22 protein-coding genes are annotated in these 22,902 nt (G+C 40.6%); 11 read left to right on the top strand and 11 right to left on the bottom strand.

The features are described from left to right. The first annotated feature begins 62 nt into the window (after window positions 1-62). The 6 genes from ilvC (at window position 63) to T391_RS0102395 (ending at window position 7,812) form a co-directional block, all read left to right on the top strand. On the top strand, window positions 63-1,055 hold the full coding sequence (ilvC, locus tag T391_RS0102425) for a ketol-acid reductoisomerase (RefSeq protein WP_027327004.1): 993 nt from the start codon (window positions 63-65) through the stop codon (window positions 1,053-1,055). Between the two features lie 143 nt (window positions 1,056-1,198). Beyond that, window positions 1,199-5,374 carry a S6 family peptidase gene (locus tag T391_RS0102420; protein WP_027327003.1) on the top strand — a complete coding sequence of 1,392 codons (4,176 nt, stop codon included), beginning with the start codon at window positions 1,199-1,201 and terminating at the stop codon, window positions 5,372-5,374. A gap of 49 nt (window positions 5,375-5,423) precedes the next feature. After that, a complete protein-coding gene (gene dprA / locus T391_RS0102415; RefSeq protein ID WP_027327002.1) occupies window positions 5,424-6,197 on the top strand; it encodes a DNA-processing protein DprA in 774 nt (257 codons plus the stop codon). Next, window positions 6,187-6,603 carry a Holliday junction resolvase RuvX gene (ruvX, locus tag T391_RS0102410; RefSeq protein ID WP_034583548.1) on the top strand — a complete coding sequence of 139 codons (417 nt, stop codon included), beginning with the start codon at window positions 6,187-6,189 and terminating at the stop codon, window positions 6,601-6,603. Before dprA ends, ruvX begins: the two co-directional genes overlap by 11 nt. Before the next feature lie 145 nt (window positions 6,604-6,748). Next, on the top strand, window positions 6,749-7,264 hold the full coding sequence (locus T391_RS0102400; protein WP_027327000.1) for a YeeE/YedE thiosulfate transporter family protein: 516 nt from the start codon (window positions 6,749-6,751) through the stop codon (window positions 7,262-7,264). Next, window positions 7,261-7,812: a YeeE/YedE thiosulfate transporter family protein gene (locus T391_RS0102395; RefSeq protein ID WP_034583545.1), complete on the top strand. Its 552-nt coding sequence runs from the start codon at window positions 7,261-7,263 to the stop codon at window positions 7,810-7,812. The genes T391_RS0102400 and T391_RS0102395 overlap by 4 nt, the downstream gene beginning before the upstream one ends. Here the strand turns inward: T391_RS0102395 and T391_RS0102390 are convergent. From T391_RS0102390 to ileS, 4 genes are all read right to left on the bottom strand, one after another. Next, entirely contained in the window at window positions 7,799-8,416 is a 618-nt protein-coding gene (locus tag T391_RS0102390; protein ID WP_051420545.1) for a Crp/Fnr family transcriptional regulator, read from the bottom strand. The genes T391_RS0102395 and T391_RS0102390 overlap by 14 nt on opposite strands. Before the next feature lie 8 nt (window positions 8,417-8,424). After that, window positions 8,425-8,844, bottom strand: a complete 420-nt coding sequence (ybeY, locus tag T391_RS0102385; protein WP_027326997.1) for an rRNA maturation RNase YbeY — start codon at window positions 8,842-8,844, stop codon at window positions 8,425-8,427. Between the two features lie 19 nt (window positions 8,845-8,863). Beyond that, complete coding sequence (locus tag T391_RS07705; RefSeq protein ID WP_034583542.1) at window positions 8,864-9,712, bottom strand: hypothetical protein; 849 nt, start codon at window positions 9,710-9,712, stop codon at window positions 8,864-8,866. A 143-nt stretch (window positions 9,713-9,855) separates the two neighbouring features. Next, on the bottom strand, window positions 9,856-12,606 hold the full coding sequence (gene ileS, locus T391_RS0102375; protein ID WP_027326996.1) for an isoleucine--tRNA ligase: 2,751 nt from the start codon (window positions 12,604-12,606) through the stop codon (window positions 9,856-9,858). Window positions 12,607-12,667: 61 nt separating this feature from the next. Between ileS and T391_RS08735 the strand changes: the two genes are divergently transcribed. The 4 genes from T391_RS08735 (at window position 12,668) to T391_RS0102355 (ending at window position 15,297) form a co-directional block, all read left to right on the top strand. After that, window positions 12,668-13,138, top strand: a complete 471-nt coding sequence (locus T391_RS08735) for a methylated-DNA--[protein]-cysteine S-methyltransferase (protein ID WP_027326995.1) — start codon at window positions 12,668-12,670, stop codon at window positions 13,136-13,138. Between the two features lie 90 nt (window positions 13,139-13,228). Continuing rightward, on the top strand, window positions 13,229-13,888 hold the full coding sequence (locus tag T391_RS0102365; protein WP_051420544.1) for an RICIN domain-containing protein: 660 nt from the start codon (window positions 13,229-13,231) through the stop codon (window positions 13,886-13,888). Between the two features lie 14 nt (window positions 13,889-13,902). Continuing rightward, entirely contained in the window at window positions 13,903-14,721 is an 819-nt protein-coding gene (locus tag T391_RS0102360) for a cytolethal distending toxin subunit B family protein (protein ID WP_027326993.1), read from the top strand. Window positions 14,722-14,730: 9 nt separating this feature from the next. Beyond that, complete coding sequence (locus T391_RS0102355; RefSeq protein WP_027326992.1) at window positions 14,731-15,297, top strand: RICIN domain-containing protein; 567 nt, start codon at window positions 14,731-14,733, stop codon at window positions 15,295-15,297. Here T391_RS0102355 and T391_RS0102350 read toward each other — a convergent pair. The 7 genes from T391_RS0102350 to pnuC all read right to left on the bottom strand — a co-directional run bounded on the left by T391_RS0102350 (window position 15,294) and on the right by pnuC (window position 21,801). Beyond that, the gene (locus T391_RS0102350) at window positions 15,294-15,815 is read right to left on the bottom strand and encodes a cytochrome b family protein (RefSeq protein WP_027326991.1); all 522 of its coding nucleotides are present in this window, start codon (window positions 15,813-15,815) and stop codon (window positions 15,294-15,296) included. The two genes, T391_RS0102355 and T391_RS0102350, sit on opposite strands and share 4 nt — an antisense overlap. Before the next feature lie 16 nt (window positions 15,816-15,831). Next, complete coding sequence (locus T391_RS0102345; RefSeq protein ID WP_027326990.1) at window positions 15,832-17,700, bottom strand: DUF1561 family protein; 1,869 nt, start codon at window positions 17,698-17,700, stop codon at window positions 15,832-15,834. 54 nt (window positions 17,701-17,754) lie between these two features. Next, window positions 17,755-18,660 (bottom strand): protein-methionine-sulfoxide reductase catalytic subunit MsrP, encoded by a 906-nt coding sequence (gene msrP, locus T391_RS0102340; RefSeq protein ID WP_027326989.1) that lies wholly within the window; start codon window positions 18,658-18,660, stop codon window positions 17,755-17,757. A 72-nt stretch (window positions 18,661-18,732) separates the two neighbouring features. Further along, complete coding sequence (dsbI, locus tag T391_RS0102335; protein WP_027326988.1) at window positions 18,733-20,235, bottom strand: disulfide bond formation protein DsbI; 1,503 nt, start codon at window positions 20,233-20,235, stop codon at window positions 18,733-18,735. Between the two features lie 9 nt (window positions 20,236-20,244). Then, window positions 20,245-20,412: a disulfide bond formation protein Dba gene (gene dba / locus T391_RS0102330; protein WP_027326987.1), complete on the bottom strand. Its 168-nt coding sequence runs from the start codon at window positions 20,410-20,412 to the stop codon at window positions 20,245-20,247. Window positions 20,413-20,515: 103 nt separating this feature from the next. Further along, a complete protein-coding gene (locus T391_RS0102325; protein WP_027326986.1) occupies window positions 20,516-21,133 on the bottom strand; it encodes a thiamine diphosphokinase in 618 nt (205 codons plus the stop codon). After that, the gene (gene pnuC / locus T391_RS0102320) at window positions 21,130-21,801 is read right to left on the bottom strand and encodes a nicotinamide riboside transporter PnuC (RefSeq protein WP_027326985.1); all 672 of its coding nucleotides are present in this window, start codon (window positions 21,799-21,801) and stop codon (window positions 21,130-21,132) included. Before pnuC ends, T391_RS0102325 begins: the two co-directional genes overlap by 4 nt. A 323-nt stretch (window positions 21,802-22,124) precedes the next feature. On the opposite strand from pnuC, the gene T391_RS0102310 reads away from it, so the two are divergent. After that, entirely contained in the window at window positions 22,125-22,859 is a 735-nt protein-coding gene (locus tag T391_RS0102310; protein ID WP_027326983.1) for a DUF3800 domain-containing protein, read from the top strand. Window positions 22,860-22,902: the final 43 nt, after the last annotated feature.

Below are 22,902 nucleotides of genomic sequence, written 5' to 3'. Positions count from 1 at the left end.
CAAACTAAGGAGTGCATTATACACTTTGCTATAATCCGCCAAAACATTCAACAAGGAACACAATGGCTCTTGAAATCCTAAGAGACAAAGACTGCACAACCCAATACCTTAGAAACAAAACAATCGGAATCATCGGATTTGGAGCTCAAGGCAAAGCCCAAGCTCAAAACCTCAAAGACAGTGGATATCAAGTCAAAATCGGACTTAAGCCCGATTCAGATTCTATAATCCCTGCTCAAGAGATGGGGTTTGAAGTCTGTGATCTAGTGTCTTTAGCAAAAGAGTGTCAAATGCTTGTTTTTCTTCTGCCAGATGAATGGCATAAGGAAGCATTTTTGCAACTCTCTCCATATTTGCAAAAAGATCAGATTCTTTGCTTCTCTCATGGCTTTAGCGTGCATTTTGGTGAGATCGTGCCTCCATCTTTTGTGGATGTGATCCTTGTCGCCCCAAAGGCTGCTGGACATGCAGTCAGAAGTGAGTATCAAAAGGGTAGAGGCGTGATTTCTCTCATCGGTGTCGCCCAAGATGCTTCAGGAGATGCCAAGTCAATCGCCCTTGAATACGCCTGTGCTTTGGGAAGTGGGAAAAGTGCGATTTTTGAGAGTAGCTTCAAAGATGAGTGTGAATGTGATCTATTTTCAGAGCAAAGTGTGATTTGTGGAGGTGTGGATGCCCTCATCCGTGCAGGATTTGAGACCCTTACAGAAGCAGGCTATCCTCCAGAGATCGCTTACTTTGAGTGCTTGCATGAGATGAAGCTCGTGGTAGATCTCATCTATGCCAATGGAATCCAATCGATGCGAAAGCACATCTCAAACACCGCAGAATACGGAGACATCATCGCAGGAGAACAAATCATCACCCAAGAGAGCAAAAAAGCGATGCAAAAAATCCTTCAAAATATCCAAAGTGGAGAATTTGCCAAGCAATTCCTCCAAGAAAGAGACAAGGGATTCCCCACACTCAAAACAAAACGAGACAATTTGAAACATGATGAGATAGAGCAAGTGGGAGAGAGATTGAGAGGGCTTATGCCTTGGCTACAAAAGTAAGTTTGAGGGGATGGCGATCAGATTCTCATACCAAATAAAATTTTTCAAAAATAAAAGACTTTATAATTTTTAGAAAATTATTATGATAAAGATGACTTGATCAAATCAAAGACTTAAAACAAGGAGAGACACTGAAACGCTTTTTGTACCCCATAAGCTTATTTGCCTCATCATTGCTTGCCAACATCGCTGATCATAATTTTAGCTATCAAGATTATCTAGATTTTGGACAAAATAAGGGTCGATTTCAGGCAGGCTCAAATTTTTTCATCACATCAAAAAAGGGAGAGACTAAGCATTTTGATATATCGATGCCTGATTTTGTGGGTGTTGCAAACTGGGGACTGACTGCTACCTTTGTTGGAGGTTCTTATATGGTTAGCGCTATGCATATTTATACTGCCTTCAAAGGATCTGGGATCAGAATGCATAGCACCACATATCAGACTAGAGATCATGTAGGAAATGAATATGGACAGGGAGATGTTCTTTTTGTGCGTAGTGATAAATTTATTACCGATACCTATGCTCCCACTTTTCTTGAAATCTCTCGCCAAAAACCTCTTGATACGAGTAGATACACATATGCTGCAAGAGCTGGACAGGGAGATGCTTATTATCAGCGTGAAAATGGAGATCGTGTTTTTATCCAAAAAGCTGGGATCAAAACTGGGGGACTTATGAAATATCATGGGATTCAAGATGGTAGTCCTAGACTTATATATGGTCCAGATTCTTTCTTTGGTCTTGCAACAACAGCCGGAGATAGTGGATCCCCTATCTTTATGTGGGACACTCAAGAAAAACAATGGGTAATGACTGGATCAGATAGCGCAGGATTTAATTCAGGAAAAGAGAAGAGGACACTTTACTCTGCCTATACACCCTCATACTTAGATGATCTCATCGCTAGAAATACCAACCCCACTATCCATCTCAATGGTTCTTCTGCCACTTGGACAGATCAAAATATCTCCACTCACTCTAGCTCCTCTCTCAACAATGCTGCCCAAAACAAAGACATCATTTTAAGAGGTGGTGGGACCATTACCTTGAGTGCAAACACAGATCAAGGACATGGAGGGATCTACTTTGATGCCAATCAAACCTACACCATCACTTCCCCCATAGGAGATGGGAATACACCCTTTTATTGGAAAGGAGGAGGACTACACATCGATAGTGGGACGGTAGTGCATTGGCAAGTCAAGGGGGTAGCTGGGCAAAAACACTCAGGCAACAGACCTGGATACAAAGAAGCTCCAGATTCATTGCATAAAATTGGCAAAGGTACACTAAGCGTGGAAGTCTTCAACGGTGGGTGGCTTAATTTGGGAGAAGGAAAAGTGATTTTGAATCCCAACGATGCTTCCAAACCTACCTTTGAGAATATTGTTATGGTTAGCGGAAGAGCAACTCTTGAGCTTACAGAAGGAAAGAGTGGTGCCTTCGATCCTAATAGATTTTTCTTTCTCTTTCGTGGTGGGACTTTGGACATCAAGGGCAATGATCTGACCTTTAGCATAATCAATGCTTCAGATAATGGAGCCAATATCATCAATACAGGAAGCAAACAAGCAAAGCTTATTATCGAAAAAAAAATGCTAGATTTGATTGATCAACCCATTTCTGGATCTGGAGAGTTTCTTTATCATGGAAATATTGGAAACAATATTTTAATTTCAAAAACTCTAGAAAATCAACCCACTTGTCCATGGGGCAAACCAGGAGAACCCTCTTGCTATGGTTATGGAGAAAATCTTTTGGCCTTTGATGGGAATATCCTCAATCCCAGCGGAAGTATCGAGCACATCAATGGCAAGCTTGTCTTGCAGGGTCATCCCGTGATCCATGCCTATCTCCCAGAAGGAACAGCTCAAAATGTCAGAAGAATCACCGGAGATGATATTTATTCCACTCCTACACGCCTTACCCAAGAAGACTGGGAAAATCGCACCTTTGTTTTGGACAAAATCCAAGTGAGCAAAGATACAAATGATTCGACCCTTATCCTTGGACGCAATGCTTTATTGCTCACCAATCTAAATGCCAAAGATACACAAGTCTTTTTTGGTGGAAGTGCAGAAATTTATATCGACCGTTGGGATGGAGAAAATGTTTTGACATCCAACAAGGGTAGCTATATAGATTATCGTTTTCAACAAACTCTTACCAAGGGAGTATCCCAAAAGGATGATTCTTTCTACTTTGAGGGCAATCTTGAGGGAAGAGGAAGCACCTCTATTGTAGTAAGCAACACTGTGATCAATCCTCTTCGTTTTGGTTCTTTTGAAGGATTTGATCGCTCAAAAGCCCAAAAGATTCAATTCCTTTTTGATTCTTTTGGATTACAAGGACTTCAAGATCCTTCCATTCTTAAATCCGTGACCTATTCGATCAAACTCGATCCTACTTCCACATTTCAAGCCAAATATGTCTCACTCTATGGAGAGGATCAAGTCATCCTAGACACCATTCCTCCCAATTCACAGCCAAACACCCAAATAGAGCCACAAACTCAAGCTTTTGCAAGTTTTACTATCGAAAACCTATCACTCCATGGAAAAAACTCCATCGTGCATGGAGATCTTTTGATCCAACCCATCCAAGGTATCAAAAATGCAAATATCCCAACAAGCATTACCTTTGATTCGCTTCACTCCAAGCTCCATATCAATAGGGGAACTTTGACCCTAGCATCTCAAACCAAACTCAAGATCGATTTTGCAAGCACGGATCTCAAATCTCTCTCCTATGGTATCTATCCACTCATTCTCACAGAGCACACAATCAATGATCAAAGAGATAAGACAAATAAAGACATCAGCATTTTTCACTCACAAGATGAGCACTTCAAGCTCCCTGATTTCCTCACTCCACAAACTTTGAATGAAGACAAAAGAATCGCCTTAGTCTTTGATAAAGCACCCAATACAAATCCCCCATCCAAAGACTACGACTGGTTTGAACAATACATTTTAGACATTTTGGCACTCAAGGATTTTTCTCTTGATTATGCTTCTTTGGATTCTAAACTCCAAGATGTTTTGAAAGTCATTGGAGAAAATCGCCCCATCATGGAAGCCATCGTTGCAAGCAACATCCATGGTGGAGAGAAATATTTTGAATACTTTATTGATTTCATCACATCACAAGCAAGTGAAGGAAATGGAGGAGATTTGGATCGATTTGCCTCTATGCATACCCAAAGTGTGCAAAACATCGCAAGAGAGGGGATCATCATCACTTCAAGACTTTTAAATAACATTGCCTCATTTGACTATTATCGCAAATCTCTTTTTGCACTATATGCCAAAAACCCCTATTCCAATCTTCCTCAAAAAAGGCAAACTCTAGCATTCAATGCCCTTGCATGGAGTGACAATAGCTTAGCAAGAAGTGATGTTCCCTCCTCTATCGCACGATTAGAAAGAAGAATCTTTCAAGAGAGATTCCAAAGACATGGATCACAAAGAGACTTACAAAAACACCATCTATGGATCACTCCCCAAGGAAGCTATTTCTCTATCGGGGGAGAGTATTTCAATGCAGGGGTGAGTGGAGGATATGACTATATTCCCATTGCAAGAGCTGATTTGTTTTTGAGTATTGGAGCTTCATTGCACTATGCATACACAGAGTTTAGCCAAGATAAACTCAAAGAAAGTGGAAATGGAGTCTTTGCAGGACTTGGTATGCACCTCGCCTACAAAAATCATGAATTTTTTACAAATCTTTATGGGGGGATGCTCAAAGAAGATCTACACTTCAAAGACTATTATCTCTCTGATCATCCTATATTTTCCAATACCTTCAATCAACTCCAAACCACTCAAGCCAAGCAAACAAACTATGGCCTACTCTTTCAAGCCATCTACAAATACGGATTTGAGTTTGATCAAAAAAATATCAAACATATTCTTAAGCCCGTTGGAGGGGTTGAAGTCAGTCACTATTGGATTCCAGAAGGAAGATTTGATCTAGTAACCTTTCAAGCCATCCAAGCTACCATTCCCACAGTGGATCTAGGGATAGAATACAACCTTCTCTCTTCCTCATCTCAAAATATTTTTTCTATCCTTGCAAAATACAATATCAAAAATCTCAAATCCAGAGATATGGCTTTTGGCATCTCTCCTCTGCCTTCAAATCTCACTCAAACAGATATGCAAGGAGCTTGGATCGAGCTCTCTTATAGTGGGAATTATGCTTTTAATGATTCGTGGGGGATGGATTATTCCCTGCTTGCTTCTATGAGTGCGAGTCGATTGGGGTATTTTGGGATTAGTGGAAATATAGGGGTGAATTGGAGGTTTTGATGGAGAAAAAGAGCCGATACAACACACCCTACACTTTTTTGGAGGAGAAATCTTGATCTATTCTCTAGATTCTCTTCCACCCAGCCTTCAGCAGCTCAAAAAACCTCCAAAAGCACTTTTTTACAGGGGAAATCTTGAGCTTTTGGATTCCAAAAAGATTGCCATTGTTGGCACACGCAAGCCCAATCCCTATAGCAAACTCTTCACCCAATCCCTCTCCTCACAAATCTCCAAAAGTGGAGGAGTTGTGATCAGTGGTGGGGCTCTTGGAATTGATATCATCGCTCACTCAGCAGCCTTCCCACGCACAATTATGGTTGCCCCCACAGATTTGGAACATTTCTATCCTCAGACCAATAAAGCTATGATTGAAAAAATCTACACCCAAGCCCTTGCACTCAGTGAATATGCCAAGATTCCTAATCCCAAGCCCTATCATTTCTTAGAGAGAAATCGGATCGTGATCGCCCTCAGTGATGCTGTGATCATCCCCCAAGCAGATCTTGCAAGCGGATCGATGGAGAGTGCAAGAATCGCTCTTGAACTTAACAAACCTCTTTATGTCATCCCTCACAGAATCGGTGAAAGCGAGGGGACAAATGCCCTCCTTGCCAAAGCTCAAGCATATGCAATCTATGACATCCAACGATGGATTGAAGAATGGTTTGGCTCACTTTTTTCTCCATTACAAGATGAGATTCTTGATTTTTGTGCTTTGATTCCAAGCTTTGAGGAAGCATATCAACGCTTTGGGGATCGCTTACTTGAGTATGAATTGGAGGGGAAAATTGAGCGCAAAAATGGACGAATCTATGTCTTATAACAATATTTTATCTTGTGATATTGGACTCAAACGCATCGGCATTGCTTGCTATATACAAGGTCTCATCCTCCCACTTCCCCCCATCATTCGCAAAAATCGTAACCAAGCCTCTAGCGCACTCTCTCAAATCCTTCTTGAGCGAGAGATCCACACACTCATTGTGGGGATCCCAGATTATGAGGATGGCAAAACACATGAGATGGAGAGACGCATCAAGCATTTCATCTCTTTGGTCAATTTCAAGGGAGAGATTCTCTACATCAATGAGGCCCTAAGCTCAAAAATCGCCCAAGAATCTCTTCTTGAGCTTGGCAAAAAAGAGAGAAAAGAGAAAATCAAAAATGGCGAGCTAGATAGTCTCTCAGCTATGGAGATTCTCAAACGATATCTTTCTCAAATCTTTTGACTTTACCTCCCTCTTTCCCTTGTGTTATCTGTGTTGGCCAATCTTGGGCATCCAAGGATTGATTCCCTCAAATGTAACAACATCACAGACACAGATCATCCAAATCTCTAAAATCTCACACTTATCTAAGAAATAAAGGAAAAAAATGAACATTCACTGGTCGATTTTGGGATTTTTTCTAGGAGGCGTGTTTTTTCTTGCGATATGGATTGTCAAACCCATTGGAATCTCAACGCAATTTAGTACAATCAGTGCGATGGCTTATGGAGCCATCAATAGCGATCTAATCACAAAAGACATAGATGGGAACTACTCTAGCTCCAACCCCTATCTCAACAAAGACAAAGCAAAACTTGCCAAAAAAGTCAAAGAACCATGGGGGTATGATCTGATCTTTTTCCTAAGTGTTCCACTAGGGGCATTGATTGGATTTTTGCTTTTTTCAAAAAATAAACAAATCCAATGGAGCATCAGCACCAAAGAAATCATCATCGGATTCCTAGGAGGCTTCCTCCTTTTGTATGGAGCCAGAATGGCTGGGGGTTGCACAAGTGGGCATATGATGAGTGGAATCATGCAAAGCAGTATGAGTGGATTTGTCTTTGCCCTGTGCGTCTTTGCCTCAGGGATTGCCTATACAAAACTAAGGAGACAATCATGATCGCAGTCATCTTGGGTGGATTATTTGGCTTTGTGCTCTATCTCATCGGAGCAACTCAAAGCAAAAACATCACAAATATGCTCAATCTCAAAGATTTGACATTGGCAAAAATTATTTTATTTGGGATTGGGTTTGGAAGTTTGCTCATAAGCATCACACATCTTTTGGGCTTTTTTGACTCCTCGCACCTTGGCATCAAATCTTTAAATCTTGGTGTTGTGCTTGGGGGATTGATCTTTGGAATTGGGTTTGGTATCGCAGGATTATGCCCTGGGACATGCATCGCCTCTAGTGGGACTGGTAATTTTTCCAAAGCTTTTTTTGTGATCCTTGGAGGATTGGTGGGAGCTTTGTTTTTCACTCTAAGCTATGGATTTTGGGAAAATCTTGGCTTGTTTGCACAACTCAATTTCGGAAAGATAATGCTATTTTCCCTCTCTCCTTCTTATCCTTCTGTGTTTGATCTTGGGTTTGAGGGACTTGGAGTTTTTGGAATCTCTCTTATGATCCTTGCCTCAATCTTGCCCAAACATCTCAAATATGTCTGATGATCTTCCCTCGATGGAGGGAAATCTCTCCATTTTTCTCCATCTCTTTTAAGATTCTACTGATGGCTTCTCTTGTACTCCCAAAGTGATTGGCAATCTCCTCATGAGTAATCCTAATCTCTTGTTGAGGTAGATTAAGAAACTCTCTCACTCGCTCAGATAATGGCACAAATGCTGTTTGATTGAGGGTTTTTAAGACTTGCATCAGTCTTTGATTGATGATGAGCGAAATTTGATTGTGAAAAGTATTGTCTGTGATTTGGGCTGCGATCTTGCTTGGCAAAATCGCAACATCACTTGTCTGAACTGCCTCCAAGCTCACATCCAAATCCATTCCTTTGATCATACAAGCTGAAGATAGGACGCAAACCTCTCCAACTCCAAGTGCAAACAAAGTGAGCTCCTTGCCTGATTCTGCCACACTCAAAGCTCGCAAACTTCCTTCAAGCACACAGATCACCCCCTCACACAAGCTAGAAAACAATCTCTTGCCTTTGGGAAACTTTTGAATCTTGATTGCATACTGATAAGAATGCAAGCCAAACTCATCTATCCACTGCTTGAGAATCTCTTCTTTTGTCTCTTGATATTTAATCTTATCCATGTGCCCTCTCAAGCATTTCGCACAATGAGACTCAAAGGTAGATCAAACTCTCTAATCAGCTCTTCTTCCCTCTCTCGATGCTCTCCACAATCTCTCTCATGATCAAATCCAAGTAGATGCAACACCCCATGAATAAAAAGAAGCGCGATCTCATCCTCGATACTATGCTTATATTCCCTTGCCTTCTCTGCGATCAAACTCGCACTCATCACAATACTTCCTAGAGGGAGATTGGGTACGACAGCCTCACACGGAAAAGAGAGCACATCTGTGATCCCCTCTTTGCCTCGATGCTCCAAATTAAGCCCAGCCATCACCTCATCATCTACGATATACACCTCCACCTCCCTATCACTCAAACTCTGCAGAATCTCCTCAATTTGCAACCCCCCCACAGATAAATCACTTTGATTCTCAAAATAAATCATTGCCACTCTCAAATCTCACTTATCCAAAGACTTTTTTGTATTCTTGGATGATAAAGTCTGCGACAGGTTGCCAAAGCTCGATCGTACCATCGGGATTGGTTTGAAAAATTTTACCAATAGTAGAGTGTGCAGATTTCATGTTAGAAAAACAACTATAGAACGCAGATCTATCTAAACCACATGCTCTTTCAAGACTGCTTGGTTGAATAGGAAGTGAATTAAGTTTTGATACTTCAAGATAGGCAAGAAGTATTTTTGAATTTTTTTGATGTATTTTTACAAACCATTTTGAGATTCTTCTCATTACTTTTTGAATCTCAATATCATCATCTTCCAAATTATTAACACTCTTTAACAATGCACAATCTCCTTCATCAATACTGGTAAGTTGCCCTATTTTCTCTACAAAATTTGGACGACCACTGACTGTAAAAAGCATTCTTCCCTCTAGCGAGATCAATCTCACTACAGAATACTTAAGCTCTATCATGACTTCTTCTCCTCGATAGTCCCATAGATTTGCTCCCTTTTCCATTGAAGAAGTTCCATTGCTCGCCACACGATCAAACTCTTCAATAATAGGTGATGTTAAAACAATGATCTCTCGCCTTTCTTTAAAATTTTTCTTTGTTGCCGAAGGATAAAATGAGATTTGTCTCTCTTCTTTCATTGTTTTTCCAGCAATTTTCAAAATTTCTTGAAAATTCTCTTCACTCGCCACTTCTTCAAGAGTTTTAAGAGATTGAGAATCTATAGTCTTTAATAATCTTAAATTTCTCAAATATTCCCTTACTTCCAAACTTTCTTTTTCAAGCCTTTTTATCTCCTCAACAGCATCAATGTAGCACCATGCTTCTACTTCTCGCATATTTCACTCCTCAAAAATTTATGAGCAAAATCATACATACAAAATGTAAATATAAAATATTAAATGTGTTTTTATAAAAAATATTTATTTCTCATTACATATTAAAAAAACAAAAAGCAAAAAAAAAGGGGGGGGGGTGAGGATTAGTTTTCTAATACCTCAGAGCATCTTTGACACAATGCCTCTTCACTCTCTGCTGTATATCTCCAGCACCTTGGGCATTTATATTGGCTTGATCGATGGATGTCAAATTTTCTGCCTCCCACCTCAAATCCTCCCAATCTCTCTCCTTCACAATGAGTACTCACTTTGGAAATGATCAGCCACTCACTTAGCTCACCAAACCCATAATCACTCGCAATCTCTACTTCAAGAGAGCTTTTGATCTTTCCTTCTTTTTTGAGCGAATCAAGCACGATTTCAAACTCATTTTTGATCTCCAAAAGTTCATCAAAATTAGCTCTTGGCTTTTGCTCCACCCTCACCTCACTGCGCGCCAAGTCAAACACACTCTCAATCTTGCCTCCATCTGTGATCGCCCCACTTGCATAGTTGAGTGCCTCATCTGCTGTATAGGTCAAGATAGGAGCGATGGCAAAAAGCATCTCTCTTGCCAAAATCGCCATCACACTCACACTCGCCTGACGCTTCTTGCTCTCCTCTTTCTCACAATACAAAACATCCTTGCATAGCTCAAGATAGATTCCACTCAGTTCATTGGCGATAAAATTTTGCAAAAGACTTAGACCCTTGACAAACTCAAATTCTTCAAAATTTGCACTCACCTCATCAAAAACTTGCATCCCAAGATGATAGATCCACAAATCAATCTCACCCCACTCTTTAGGATCGCTCAAGCTCTGACATTCATTTGTATTGGCCAAAAGGAATCTAAGCGTATTGCGAATCTTGCGATAAGTCTCTCCCACCTGTTTGAGAATATCTTTTGAGATTTTGAGATCATTTTGATAATCACTGCTTGCCACCCAAAGCCTCAAAATCTCCCCACCCATATCTTTAAGCACCTGCTCAGGAGCGATCACATTACCCTTGCTTTTGCTCATCTTCTCACCCTTCTCATCGACACAAAATCCATGAGTGAGCACCTTTTGAAATGGAGCCTTAGCATTGATCGCACAAGAGATCAAAAGCGAGCTTTGAAACCATCCACGATGCTGATCGCTCCCCTCAAGATACAAATTGGCAGGATAAGATCCAGCATTGTATTGCTTACTTTCAAGCACAGCTTTCCAAGTGCTTCCACTATCAAACCACACATCTAAAATATCTTGATTTTTTTCTAGTTCACTCGCTCGATCCCTCCAAGATTGAGGCAGGAGATCTACATTTTCTTTGCTCCACCAAGCATCACATCCCTCACGCTCAAAGATTCTCTGAAGATGCTCTAGCACCTCATCATCCAAAATCACTTCTTGAGTTTTCTTATCGATAAAAAATGCAATTGGCACTCCCCAATCCCTCTGTCTTGAGATACACCAATCAGGACGATTTTCTATCATTACTCTTAAGCGATTTGCCCCACTTTCGGGGTAAAACTTCACATATTCAATCTCACTTAGTGCCACTTCACGCAAAGTCTTGCCCTCTTTAAAAGGCTTATCCATCAAGATAAACCACTGAGTCGTAGCTCTAAAAATCACAGGCTCATGTGTCCTCCAGCAATGCGGATAAGAGTGTCTGATCTTGATATGCTTAAGCAAAGAATCTCCCAAAAGTTCCATCACTTTGGGCTGAGCTTTGAAGATGTTTTGTCCCAAAAATTCACTAGGCAAGAGATTGAGTGAGAGGATCAGATCATTGTATCGTCCCTTCTCATCCACAGGCACAAGGGTAGGCAAGCCATACTTCAACCCCACGCGATAGTCATCTTCTCCATGCCCAGTGGCTGTATGCACACACCCCGTCCCATCAGTCGTGCTGACATGCTCTCCCAAAATAATCAAACTCTCTCTCTGATTCAAAGGATTGAGTGCTTTAAGTCTCTCAAGCTCTCTAGAATTCCACTCTTTGATGATTTGATCTTCTTGAGCGATCACTCCCTTTTGCTTCAAAGATTCCAAAAGCTCTTTGGCAACGATATAGCCATTTTGAGTGAGGACATAGACTTCATCAGGCTTGAGGGCGATTGCCACATTGGCAGGGAGCGTCCAAGGAGTCGTCGTCCAAATCACAAAAGCTCCATTTGAGATTCCAAGCTTCTCTAGACTTTCTTCACTCAAGGCAAAGGCTACAAAGACAGAATCACTCTCTTTTTCCTCATACTCTACTTCAGCCTCTGCCAACGCACTCTCAGCCGCCCAACTCCAATAAATTGGCTTATAGCGCTGTGCCAAAAGTCCATTTTTGGCAATCTCACACAAAGCTCCATAAATCTCTGCCTCAAAGGCAAAATCTAGCGTCTTATAAGGATTCTCAAAATCCCCCAAAACCCCAAGGGATTGAAACTCATCAGACTGAATCTTGATGAAATCCTTCGCCCAATCACGACAAAACTCTCGGATCTTTGCCTTAGGAAGAGTGTCTTTCTTGTCTTTTCCGATCTTTTTTTCTACTTGTTGCTCAATAGGCAATCCATGGCAATCCCATCCAGGCGTATAATGGGGATATTTTCCTTGAAAATAAGCAAATTTTGTGATGATGTCTTTGAGGATTTTATTGACTGCATGGCCGATATGGATATGTCCATTGGCATAAGGGGGACCATCATGGAGAGTGAAACTCTCACCCTTTTCTCTCGCCCCAGCCCTTTTTTCCTGCATTGCCCTAAAAGCAGATGTTTTCCACTCTTGATAGATTGTTGGCTCATTGTTTGGGAGATTTCCACGCATTGGGAAATCCGTTTGAGGGAGCTTCATTGTGTCTTTGTAATCCATGGCTTATTTCCTTTGGGAGAAGTAAAATAGGCAAAATTTTAACCAAAAGTTAGGATGGACGATGAATCAAATCTTTGAGAGGATTAGAACGCCAATGGGTGATCTTTATTGTGTAATCGAGAGAGAAAAGATTGTTTTACTACATTTTGATTCTCAACAAATCTCACACAATGCTCAAAAGTCTCCCCACCCACTCATACAAGAATGCCAATCACAGCTTGATGCCTATTTCAAATCATCTTTGAAGACCTTCTCTTTGTCCCTAGAAATCAAAGGAAGTGATTTCAAAAAACGCGCACTTCAAGCCCTTCAAAACTTAGCTTATGGAGAGATGATCACCTATCAGACGCTAGCTCAAATGGCAGGATCCCCCAAGGCCTATAGAGCCATAGGTTCTCTTCTTGCCCAAAACCCTATCCTAATCCTCATCCCTTGTCATCGTGTGATTCTCTCAAATGGGCAACTTGGAGGATATACTTGGGGCAAAGAGAAGAAGAAAAAACTTTTGAAACTAGAAGGGCATCAAAAATAGAGCGATCAAAAATAGTATCTATGAGAATCTATAAAAATTCTCATCTACAAGTATAATTTTTCAATCAAATCTAATTCTTGGGATGAGTTTATGCAGAAAATCACATTATGTCTCTTTTATTTTTTGTGCTGTGTTCATCTTCAAGCACAAGCCTCTCCAGTGCTCCAAGATGAACTTGGCATCGGTCAGACACCCACTCCACCCACTCAAGATGATACACAACCCACTCTTATTGGAAAAGATGGCAAAAACCCTAGAAATGCCCTAAGTTCAAAAGGTTCATTTGGGCCACTTGTCTCTGATCCTGTGTCTATTATGAGCAGCAGTGGGGGATTGCTTACAGTGTGGGCTCTAAGGGCAAATCAATGGGTGTGGGGATACACGCCAAAAGATAGCCTAAGCTTTGGCAATGCAAGAGTTTGGAGAATCCTCTCACATGCCAACAAAACAATCCAGATTAAAAATGAGCGGACTGGAAATTGTCTCTCAGCTTATCGAAATGGCGTTGTGCATGCCAAATGTGATGCCAACAACAAATATCAGCTCTGGACCATCAATCCATTTGACAATCAAGCCATTCAGCTCAAAAACGCGGGCACAGGGACATGTTTGCAAACTCCGACTATCAGGACAACAACTGCTTATTATATTTACACAGTCAGATGCTCTGATCAAACCCAGCCCAATCTGGATCAACAATGGTTTTTTACTGCACCTGCGATCAATGCTGATCACATCTTTGCTCTATAGATAAAGGAAGTCTGATGAAGCGAATTTTTATCCTTTGTACTTTGGTTTTTGATTTTGTTTTTGGGGGATTGGAAAATTATAGAGTTGGGACTTGGAATCTTCAAGGCTCTTCAGCCCTTACAGAAAATAAATGGAATATCAGTGTGCGTCAGCTAATCACTGGTGAAAATCCTGTAGATATTCTCATGCTTCAAGAAGCTGGAAGGCCTCCAAACACAGCAGTATCGACTGGCAGGGTGTTTGATGTGGGGATTCCACTAAGAGAATACACATGGGAGCTTGGCACAAGTTCAAGACCCAATATGGTCTATATCTATCATGCAGATTTGGATGTGGGGGCTAGACGCGTCAATCTTGCCATAGTCTCCAATAGGCGTGCTGATAGTGTGATCGTCATCCATCAAACAGTAATTGCGCCAGAGCGATCTAGGCCAGCTCTTGGGATTAGAATCGGTGATGATGCATTTTTTAATATCCATGCTTTTGCTAGAGGAGGGGGAGATTCTGGAGCGTTGGTGACAGCAATCCATGATCACTTCAATCTTGAGCCAAATGTAGAGTGGATGGTCGCTGGAGATTTCAATCGTAATCCAGCGACACTATCAGCAGGACTAGATAGGCGCATCTTGCATAATATTCGCATCCTTGCAACAAACTCAGCGACACATTCAAGCAGTAGTGCAGATAGAGTTTTGGACTATGGGATCATTGGAAGAACCACGCAAGCACCAAGCGCTCCAACACTCCCTGCAATCGTTGCGATTTTGATGAGTGCGAGTGTGAGAAGCTATCTTGCTTCAGATCATTTTCCTGTTAGATTTGGAAGATTTTAAGGAGAGCTTATGCGATACATCACAACATTTCTTATTTTGCTAAATACCACATTGCTACTTGCACAAGAAAATACAGCCAGAAAAGATCTAGCTGACTTCACAACGCCCTTTGTTATGAGGAATCTTTACTCAGGCAATGCCATTGGTTTCAATTTCCCAGTCACTGAAGAGAGCTTTGATTGGCGCCTGATTGATCTCTCTGCTCAAAAGCTCTATGAGCCTGTGAGTGCGGGCTTTGGTCTCAGTCTCATTCAAATTGCTCAAAGCAAAAATCCAAATCTCTGTCTTGCACTTGATAGATCCAACAATCGCCTCACACAAAAAAACTGCAAGGAAGACTTATCCTCAAAAAAATACGACACTGTTTTTACAATCATTCCTTCCTCAACAACAGCAGTTCAACTCAAAGCCTATAGCAAAGGTGGGGTTTTGTGCGTCAATTATGATCCATCTGTTTCTACAAGAAATCCCTTTATTTTTAGGCTCTGCAATCTTGATCGCAAAAAACAAATCGATCTAAAAGAGCTTTTTGTCCTTATCCCCTCTTATAAATCCTCAAAAGTCACAAACCCCTAACCACGGGGTACAAAACTTCCAACTTTCCAAAATCCAATCAAAATCACACCTCCAATGACTAGCCAGTGCCACACTGCCAATACTTTCTGAATCATCACAATATGCAATAACCCCAAAGCCACACACACAAGCACCAAATAAACAAGTGGGCGATAAAATCTCCGTGCAAAAGAAAATCCCCCAAGCACCATCATCCCTAAAAGTGAGAAGATCCCAAGATAGATATAGGTCTTTTCACCGATCTCTTCAAACATCAAATCCCATGCAAAATAAAAGTCAAAATACACAAAAATACTCAAATGCAAAAGACCAAAAGCCAAGGCACAATGCCCCAAGAATCTCCCCCATTTTCTCCCAAGCAACCCAAGCACTAGACTGCCAAAGCATAGCCACCCACTCCAAAAATAAAACACTTTGACAGGATCACTCAATCCTCCAAATTGCTCAAGAATGCGAAAGATTCCAAACAAAAATGCTACAAATGCCCAAAAAACAATGCTCTCTCGCAAACATTTCATTTCAAGCCCTAAAACTTTATTCCCACTCCATCAAAGAACAATGCTCACTTCCACAGGCATTGGCATGATCTGGATCGACCTCCATCCCATTTCCGCGTCGATTTGATCCCTCTCCACTGCAGTCATTTTGCTCCATCAAATTTTCCAAAAGGTTTGGATTGCTTTCTCCTCTCTCTAAAAGCGTTAAAGCAGCAATGCGATAGGACCCATTATTAGTAAGTCCCATTGCAAGTGCCTCTAATGTCGTGCGTGGCTCAATAAATGTCCCAAATTCAGTCAGTGTAGCTGAAGGAACATTTGTTGGAATCACAATAACCCCAGCACGCGTGCGAACAATAGGTACAGCATGCCCGCTAAAATTGGGCTCATCTTCCTGATTAATAAGAGCAATAAACAGACTTCCAGGAGGAGAGTTCAAAATATATTTAATTTCATCTTCTATTGATGAGGCATCAAACACGGAAGTTCTTAGATTCCATCTGGATTGTGGAAGAATGTAGTTTGTTACACCTTGCAATGCCCGTACACTTCTCATATAAAGCGTCAAATCAGGATTAAAAGCATCACCCCAATAATTGAGCGCTGAAAACAAAACACGATTAATACTAGGTGATCTAGTTTCAAGAGAAATAAAGGGGTTTGTTCCTTGAGCATAATTGAAAAAATATCCCACATTACCTGGATCAATCACTTGTGTGTGTGGAAAAACTTGAGTGAGCAAAGCCAAGATCTCATAGCTTTGAATCATACAGATTCCACATACACCCGCTCGTGCAGCAGAAGAATCGCTTGTAATGGCAATATGGTACAACCGGCTTCTCCATCCTCCTTTTTTGGGATCAAAATCTGCAAGAGATTGATTGCTTCCATCACGCTTCACTCTTCTTTTCTCTAGCCCACAAGTTTGAGCTTGAAAGCTCGAATTCTTGGCAATAAAATTATGCAAATCATCCATTTTAGAGTCAAAGAAAAAATTTCCCCAAAAGCCAAATCCCGTATTGGCATATTGCTTAAATGCGCGACGCGTGCTTACCATCGGTGTCCCCCTAGATTGTCCCCTTGCAACATCTAAAATATTTCCTCTTTCATCATAGATGTATCCCCCCTGCATTTGATCAAAATTCCAACGCATTGAAGGCAAAACGGCACTATCACAATCTGCCCAAGAGATGAAAGAAACATCCTTATTGTTCAACTTGCTTGATAAACAAATTCTTTTTCCATCCACAAAATCAAAGAGTGTCCCTTCTTGTGGATCATGATATATAAAAGTCTCTTCTGCACTCATTCCATTGGGAGTAAGATAATAATCTTTGAGAGTCTTATTTTCTAAGATTTTAAACATCATACTTGTCTTGAGCGCATAATTAATAGGCTTAGCCAAAGTTTTATACCAATCTTTCATAACAGGATCAAAGAGATTAAAACTTGCCACAGGTTGCTTTGATGTTGCCACAATAAGCCCTCGAGCTACATTGACTTGAATATTGGGATATTTTTCTAATCTCATCAATCCATTCTGAATCGTAAACCACTGCGTATCATCGTTAAGCACACAAGGGCGCAAAACAATATGATCAATACTTCCTCTTCCAGAAGTCAGGCCAGGTCGCAAAGAAAAGCACATCCATTTTCCCTGCACCCTCACTCCAATACGCTTATACACATCATAGCGCCCCACCAAAGCATTTGAATCACACGAAGCCAACCCCACAAAGGTTTCACCATCAATTTTCCTCACAGCCAAGCAATCTGGTTTTCCTCCATTGGCCTGAACTAACACTTTGCCATCTAGCACTTGATCTGCTCTTACTTGCACAACAGAACTTGGCTGAGCTCCAAACAATCCATAAATAAATCCAAAAAATAAAACTACTTTCCTCATTTTCCACTCTGTAAACTAAATTAAAGAAGAAAGAATACAAATGTTTTGCCAAAATTAATATAGTTTTTTAGGATTTAGCCCATCATATAAATATCCCACTTCCTTGTCATATCCATTGAGATAAAGCGTCCTTTGTCTCCCTCTCTCTCCAATCACTCTCTCACTAGCCTGAGACCATCTGGGATGAGGGACATCTGGATTGACATTGGCATAGAATCCATACTCTCTTGGATTTTGCTTCTCCCAAGTGGAGATAGGGCGCTCACTGACTAGCTCGATTTTGGCAATGGATTTGATGTATTTGAATCCATACTTCCATGGTACGACAAGGCGGATGGGAGCTCCATTTTGAGGCAAGAGTGTCTTCCCATACATCCCCACAGCCAAAATACTCAAAGGATGATTAGCCTCATCAAGTCTCAACCCCTCCACATAAGGGAAATCAATAGAAGAAAACAATGCTTTTTGAGCAGGAAAAAGTGAAGGGTCAAAAAGAGTGGTAAATTTTACATATTTTGCCTTAGCTGTAGGCTTGACAAGACTCAAAAGCTCACGCAACTCAAACCCAATCCAAGGGATGACCATACTCCACGCCTCTACACATCTTAGACGATAGATTCTCTCTACAAGCTTGACTTTTTTGAGCAAATCCTCTAGCTCTATCTGCATGGGATTTTGCACTTCACCTGTGATTTGGATCTTCCAAGAAGAGGGGGCAAAATGTTTAGAGTTTGCCTTGGGATCATTTTTGCCAAATCCAAATTCATAAAAATTGTTATAGCTTGTAGCGTGCTCTTCTTTTGTGGGCTTAAGTGATGAACTTTGTGGGAGATAATCAAGTGGAGCACCAAATGAGGTTTGTGCCATCAAACTATCGATCAAAAAAGGGGCGACACTTGCACCTATGCCGAGTTTCATAAATTTTCTACGCTGGAGAAATAATTCTTCTGGGGTTATCATACAAAAATCCTTTGAGGAGGTTTTTGCAAGAATAACCCACAAGCTTAAATCATTATTAAAAGAAAATCTCTTCTATTGAAGAGTAAATAAAAGATTGGCTCCATCTTGATAAGAGAGAATCTCAATCCCCTCTTTTTTGACCACAATACCTCGTGCATTTTTGATCGTCTCTGGGAAGCTAATCGTCTTCACAACTTGCTCTTTGATAGGATCGATCACAGCAATCACATTGTAATTTTTACTTAGAGCATAAAGTTTGCCCCCATAATAACTCATCCCTGTGACATAGAGATCTCCCAAGCTGCGCCCATTTTTGAGGTGAGCAGTAGGAGTAAATTCTCTTGAGAGCATTAGATCTGATGATAGAAATGCTGAGATCACAAAAGTCTTTTTATCTTTGTTATTGGGGACTGTGGCTGTGTAGATATACTTTCCATCTGTAGCAATGCTAAGAATATGATGGAATTTTGCCCTCACAGTCAAAAACTTTCCTCTTCCCAAACCTTCTCCCTGCCCCTCAAATGCATTTGCCCCCTTGATGAAATCAGCATATTGAAGACGCTCATTGGCTTGAGCATTTTTTTGGAATCTCAAATAGGTTTTATTGGATCCCATGAGCAAATACTTGTGGCTCATATAGGGGATGATTCCAATGATGGGATTGATCGTTGATGAGAAATAAGGATCAAGCTCAAATAAATCCCTGCTCTGAGAATCCAAAGAAAGAAAATACACATGATGCTTTGAACTCACAATATATTCTCCATAAATCTCACTCAAAGTATTCAGTGGAGCATCAATCTTGATAACTTTCTCATCTTTGATTTTGAGAGCATAATCAATGCGCTCAAAGGGAGATTGATCACTTTTTTGGGTAAAACTGATTCCAAGTTTTGAAGATGGAGCAAATGCATAATCTGGATCCTTCACATCACGCACACCAAGCACAGAAAAATCTGTGAAAAATTTCTTCCAATTTTGTGAAGACCAGATGATGTATTTTGGATCAAGTGTGAAGCGCACTGGATTCCCCTGCCCTACAAATGGCGGAATCCCTGTACTCACAAAAGCCTGAAAAGCATTGGATCCGACAATCAAAGCTGAGATCAAAAATGCCACGCGCGCTGCTCCACCCACTTCCCTCATCGCACCATGCACTTCCAGCTCACTCAATCTTGGTGCAAAAGCAAACATCACGCCCAAAAACAATACCACACACCAAAACACCACCTCAGCCCAAACATAGCTACGCATTCCAAAAATCAGCAAGCTAAAGCCTTGATCAAGATCCCCAATCGCATGCCAAGCAATATGATTAAATGACTGCCAGAGGGCAAATGCAGTAGCAATCAGCAAAAATGAGATATATCTTGGCTTCAAGCCATATCTCACAATAAAGAGCGCGGTGCTTCCGATATAGATCATAGATTCTCGCTGTCCCCAACACGAAGTACATGGACTATCCCCAAGCATATATCCAAATACCAAATTAGCAATCCCCACAGGAATCAAAATGATAAAAAATCCAGCCAAACACATCAAAGTGTAGAACAATCTTGCATTTTTCTCTTGCATAGAATCCTCCTATAAATTGATGATTGGGAGAATATTCCCAGTTCGCATTCCAAAATAAATCACAGCCATCACAATCCATGACCCTACAAGAATTCCAAATGCCAATTTTTCTTTTTCTGGCTTAAAAATCATCAAAAGCAGTGCAATAAAGATGAGAAAAATCTCTAAAAACTCCATTGTTGCCTCCTTGTCTAAATTTGTCATTTGATTTGGATTTCTCCAAACTCAATAAAACTCTATTCCACCAAAACACAACAAAAAGTAAAAATATTTTGAACAATCAAAAGGCTTTATACACAATCACTTGAGTGCCACTATCTGCCTCAAGCTCAAAGCAAGATCCTAGGGCTTCATTGAGCGTCCCATTTGCCCAAAGTGGGAGCTGTAAGGAATCTAGAGGATATTTTAAGTTTTTGGAGCTGATCTTGGCTTTGGGATCAAGACAAAACAAAGAAATCTGCATCCCTTTGAGCGAGGGGATCACACAAGGCAAAGAATAGATACCAAACTCCCCAAAATCACTTTTCATCACCACCTCTTTGCACCGCCTTGCATAGCAAGAAAGCAAAGAAATATTCCCCAATGTATGATCTTCTCTCTTTCCTGTAGCTCCAAGGATCACAAACTCATCAAACCCCAAGCCCACACAATGAAAAAATGCCTTAGAGAGATCATTGCTCTCTTGCTCTTGGATATGGACAATCTTATGGGCATATTTCTCTCTCAACTCCAAAGAAATGCTATCTAGATCACCAATAATGATGCTTGGCTCAATCCCCAAGACCTCAAGATGACACACTGCTCCATCACACACTGCCAAAAATTGAGCTTCTCTTAGCTCTGCTATGAGCTCTTTTTTTGTTGGGAATTCCCCATTTGCCAAAATCACTACTTTCATTTCCCCACCTCTTGAGACCAAATCCTCCAATACCACAGCCCAATCCCCAAAAACACAAGCATATTAAGTAGTTGTGGCAAAGCATTGGAATCCTCATGATAGATCATCCACCACATCAAGATCGAAATCACATTGGCTATGCTCACAAGCAAATAATTCTGCACATAACACTTAGCCTGAAGATAAAAAGCCAAAATCTGCAGCACCACACTCAAAGCGTTCCAATAGGCCAGCGATGATCCAATCAAATCCAAAAACACTCCATACCCCACGCTCAAGATAAGCACCCCAAGCACACACACACTCATCCCCCACACCCCCAAAGTTCGCACCACAACTCTCTCATCTCCCCAGCTCCTCCTCCAAGTCCAAAGTCCCAAAATATTGATAGGAAGATAGAGAAGATTGAGCATCACATCGCCATAAAGTTTCGCATCAAAGGCGATATAGGCATAAAGGATGGAATAAATGATCCCAAAAACAAAACATACAAGCCGACCCTCCCCTGCAAAAAAAGCATACAAAATCCCCAAAATCGCCACAAAGATACCAAGCGTGCTAGATCCACTCCAATAGCTAATCCAAGCCACCACAACACACACACCGCACAAAACAACATAGAAAAAAGCCGAAAGATTGGTCGATGAAAGCCATATAAGTCGTAACATTTCTTTCCTTCCGCGAGCATTACCTCACAAGTTCATGGGTCTAATCTCAGCCAAAGACAAAGCCTCTAGCACCCCTAGAAATCAAATGGATTCTATCCTAATCCTTGCTCTTTCATCAAAATCCATTTTTGGACAAATGTTTTGGAGACAGGGGATGCCAGAGATATTTTGACTTTGGCAAAAAATAATCCTCTAATCCCAAGAGAAAAAATCTTAACAGAGCTCAAAAATCCAAAAACAAAATGTTGAACTTGCCTAGAAACCAAAAAACAAATCATAAAAAGATAGAGGAGGGTGATAAAATCTTAAGAGAATGGAGGCTAGTGTGTTTTTTTGGTTTTATGGATGAAACAGGAGTTTTGAGCAATGATGTAGCACAGCCCTACTTTGCACTTGGCTTGTTAAGACTTCATGATACAAGCAGGTTATTGCAAAAGATCACAGCAATTAAGGCAAAACACAAAGGAATCATTATCGCCAATTCCAAAAAAGAGGATTCCAAAATGGGAGAATTAAAATTTAGCTCTCTTAAGAGTAAGAAATTTCTTCCCATGTATCAAGAAATTATCCAAACCTGCCTATCTTATGAGCATTTTTACTTCTCGATCTTTATTATCGATAAGGAAAAAGTCAGAAAACAAACGACAGTCTGGGATACTCATCTAAGATTTGCAAAAGCACATATCAAGCAACACTGCAAAGATGGTCATCAAATCGCAATTCTCGCAGATTATCTCAATAAACCTAAGGATGGTTTATTTTTTGAAGATGAAATAAGAAAGCTTAAGCAGGTCTTTAATGCCTATATGTTAGAATCTGACACATCTGCTTTTATTCAAATTGTAGATCTTTTTATAGGTGCAATCGTGTATCGCTACAAAAATCCATCAAACTCTTCAAAGCATCTAAATCGAGCACCCAAAATGCAATTAGTGCAATACATAGAACAAGAACTTAATAAATACACTATTCAAAATCAAAACACATACAAAGGGAGTTTGAAGGGGAACTTCACAATTTTTGGAGATAAATTTTATTTTAGTGTCTATGAGAAGTAATGGGGTCATTGTCTTGGCTGTTATCACCCAGAAGGTGTGCGAT

The sequence above is a fragment of the Helicobacter pametensis ATCC 51478 genome (assembly GCF_000518225.1).
Classification (GTDB): Bacteria; Campylobacterota; Campylobacteria; order Campylobacterales; family Helicobacteraceae; genus Helicobacter_G; species Helicobacter_G pametensis.
The sequence above is the reverse complement of the archived record's forward strand: the minus strand, read 5'-3'. Positions and strand labels throughout refer to the sequence as shown.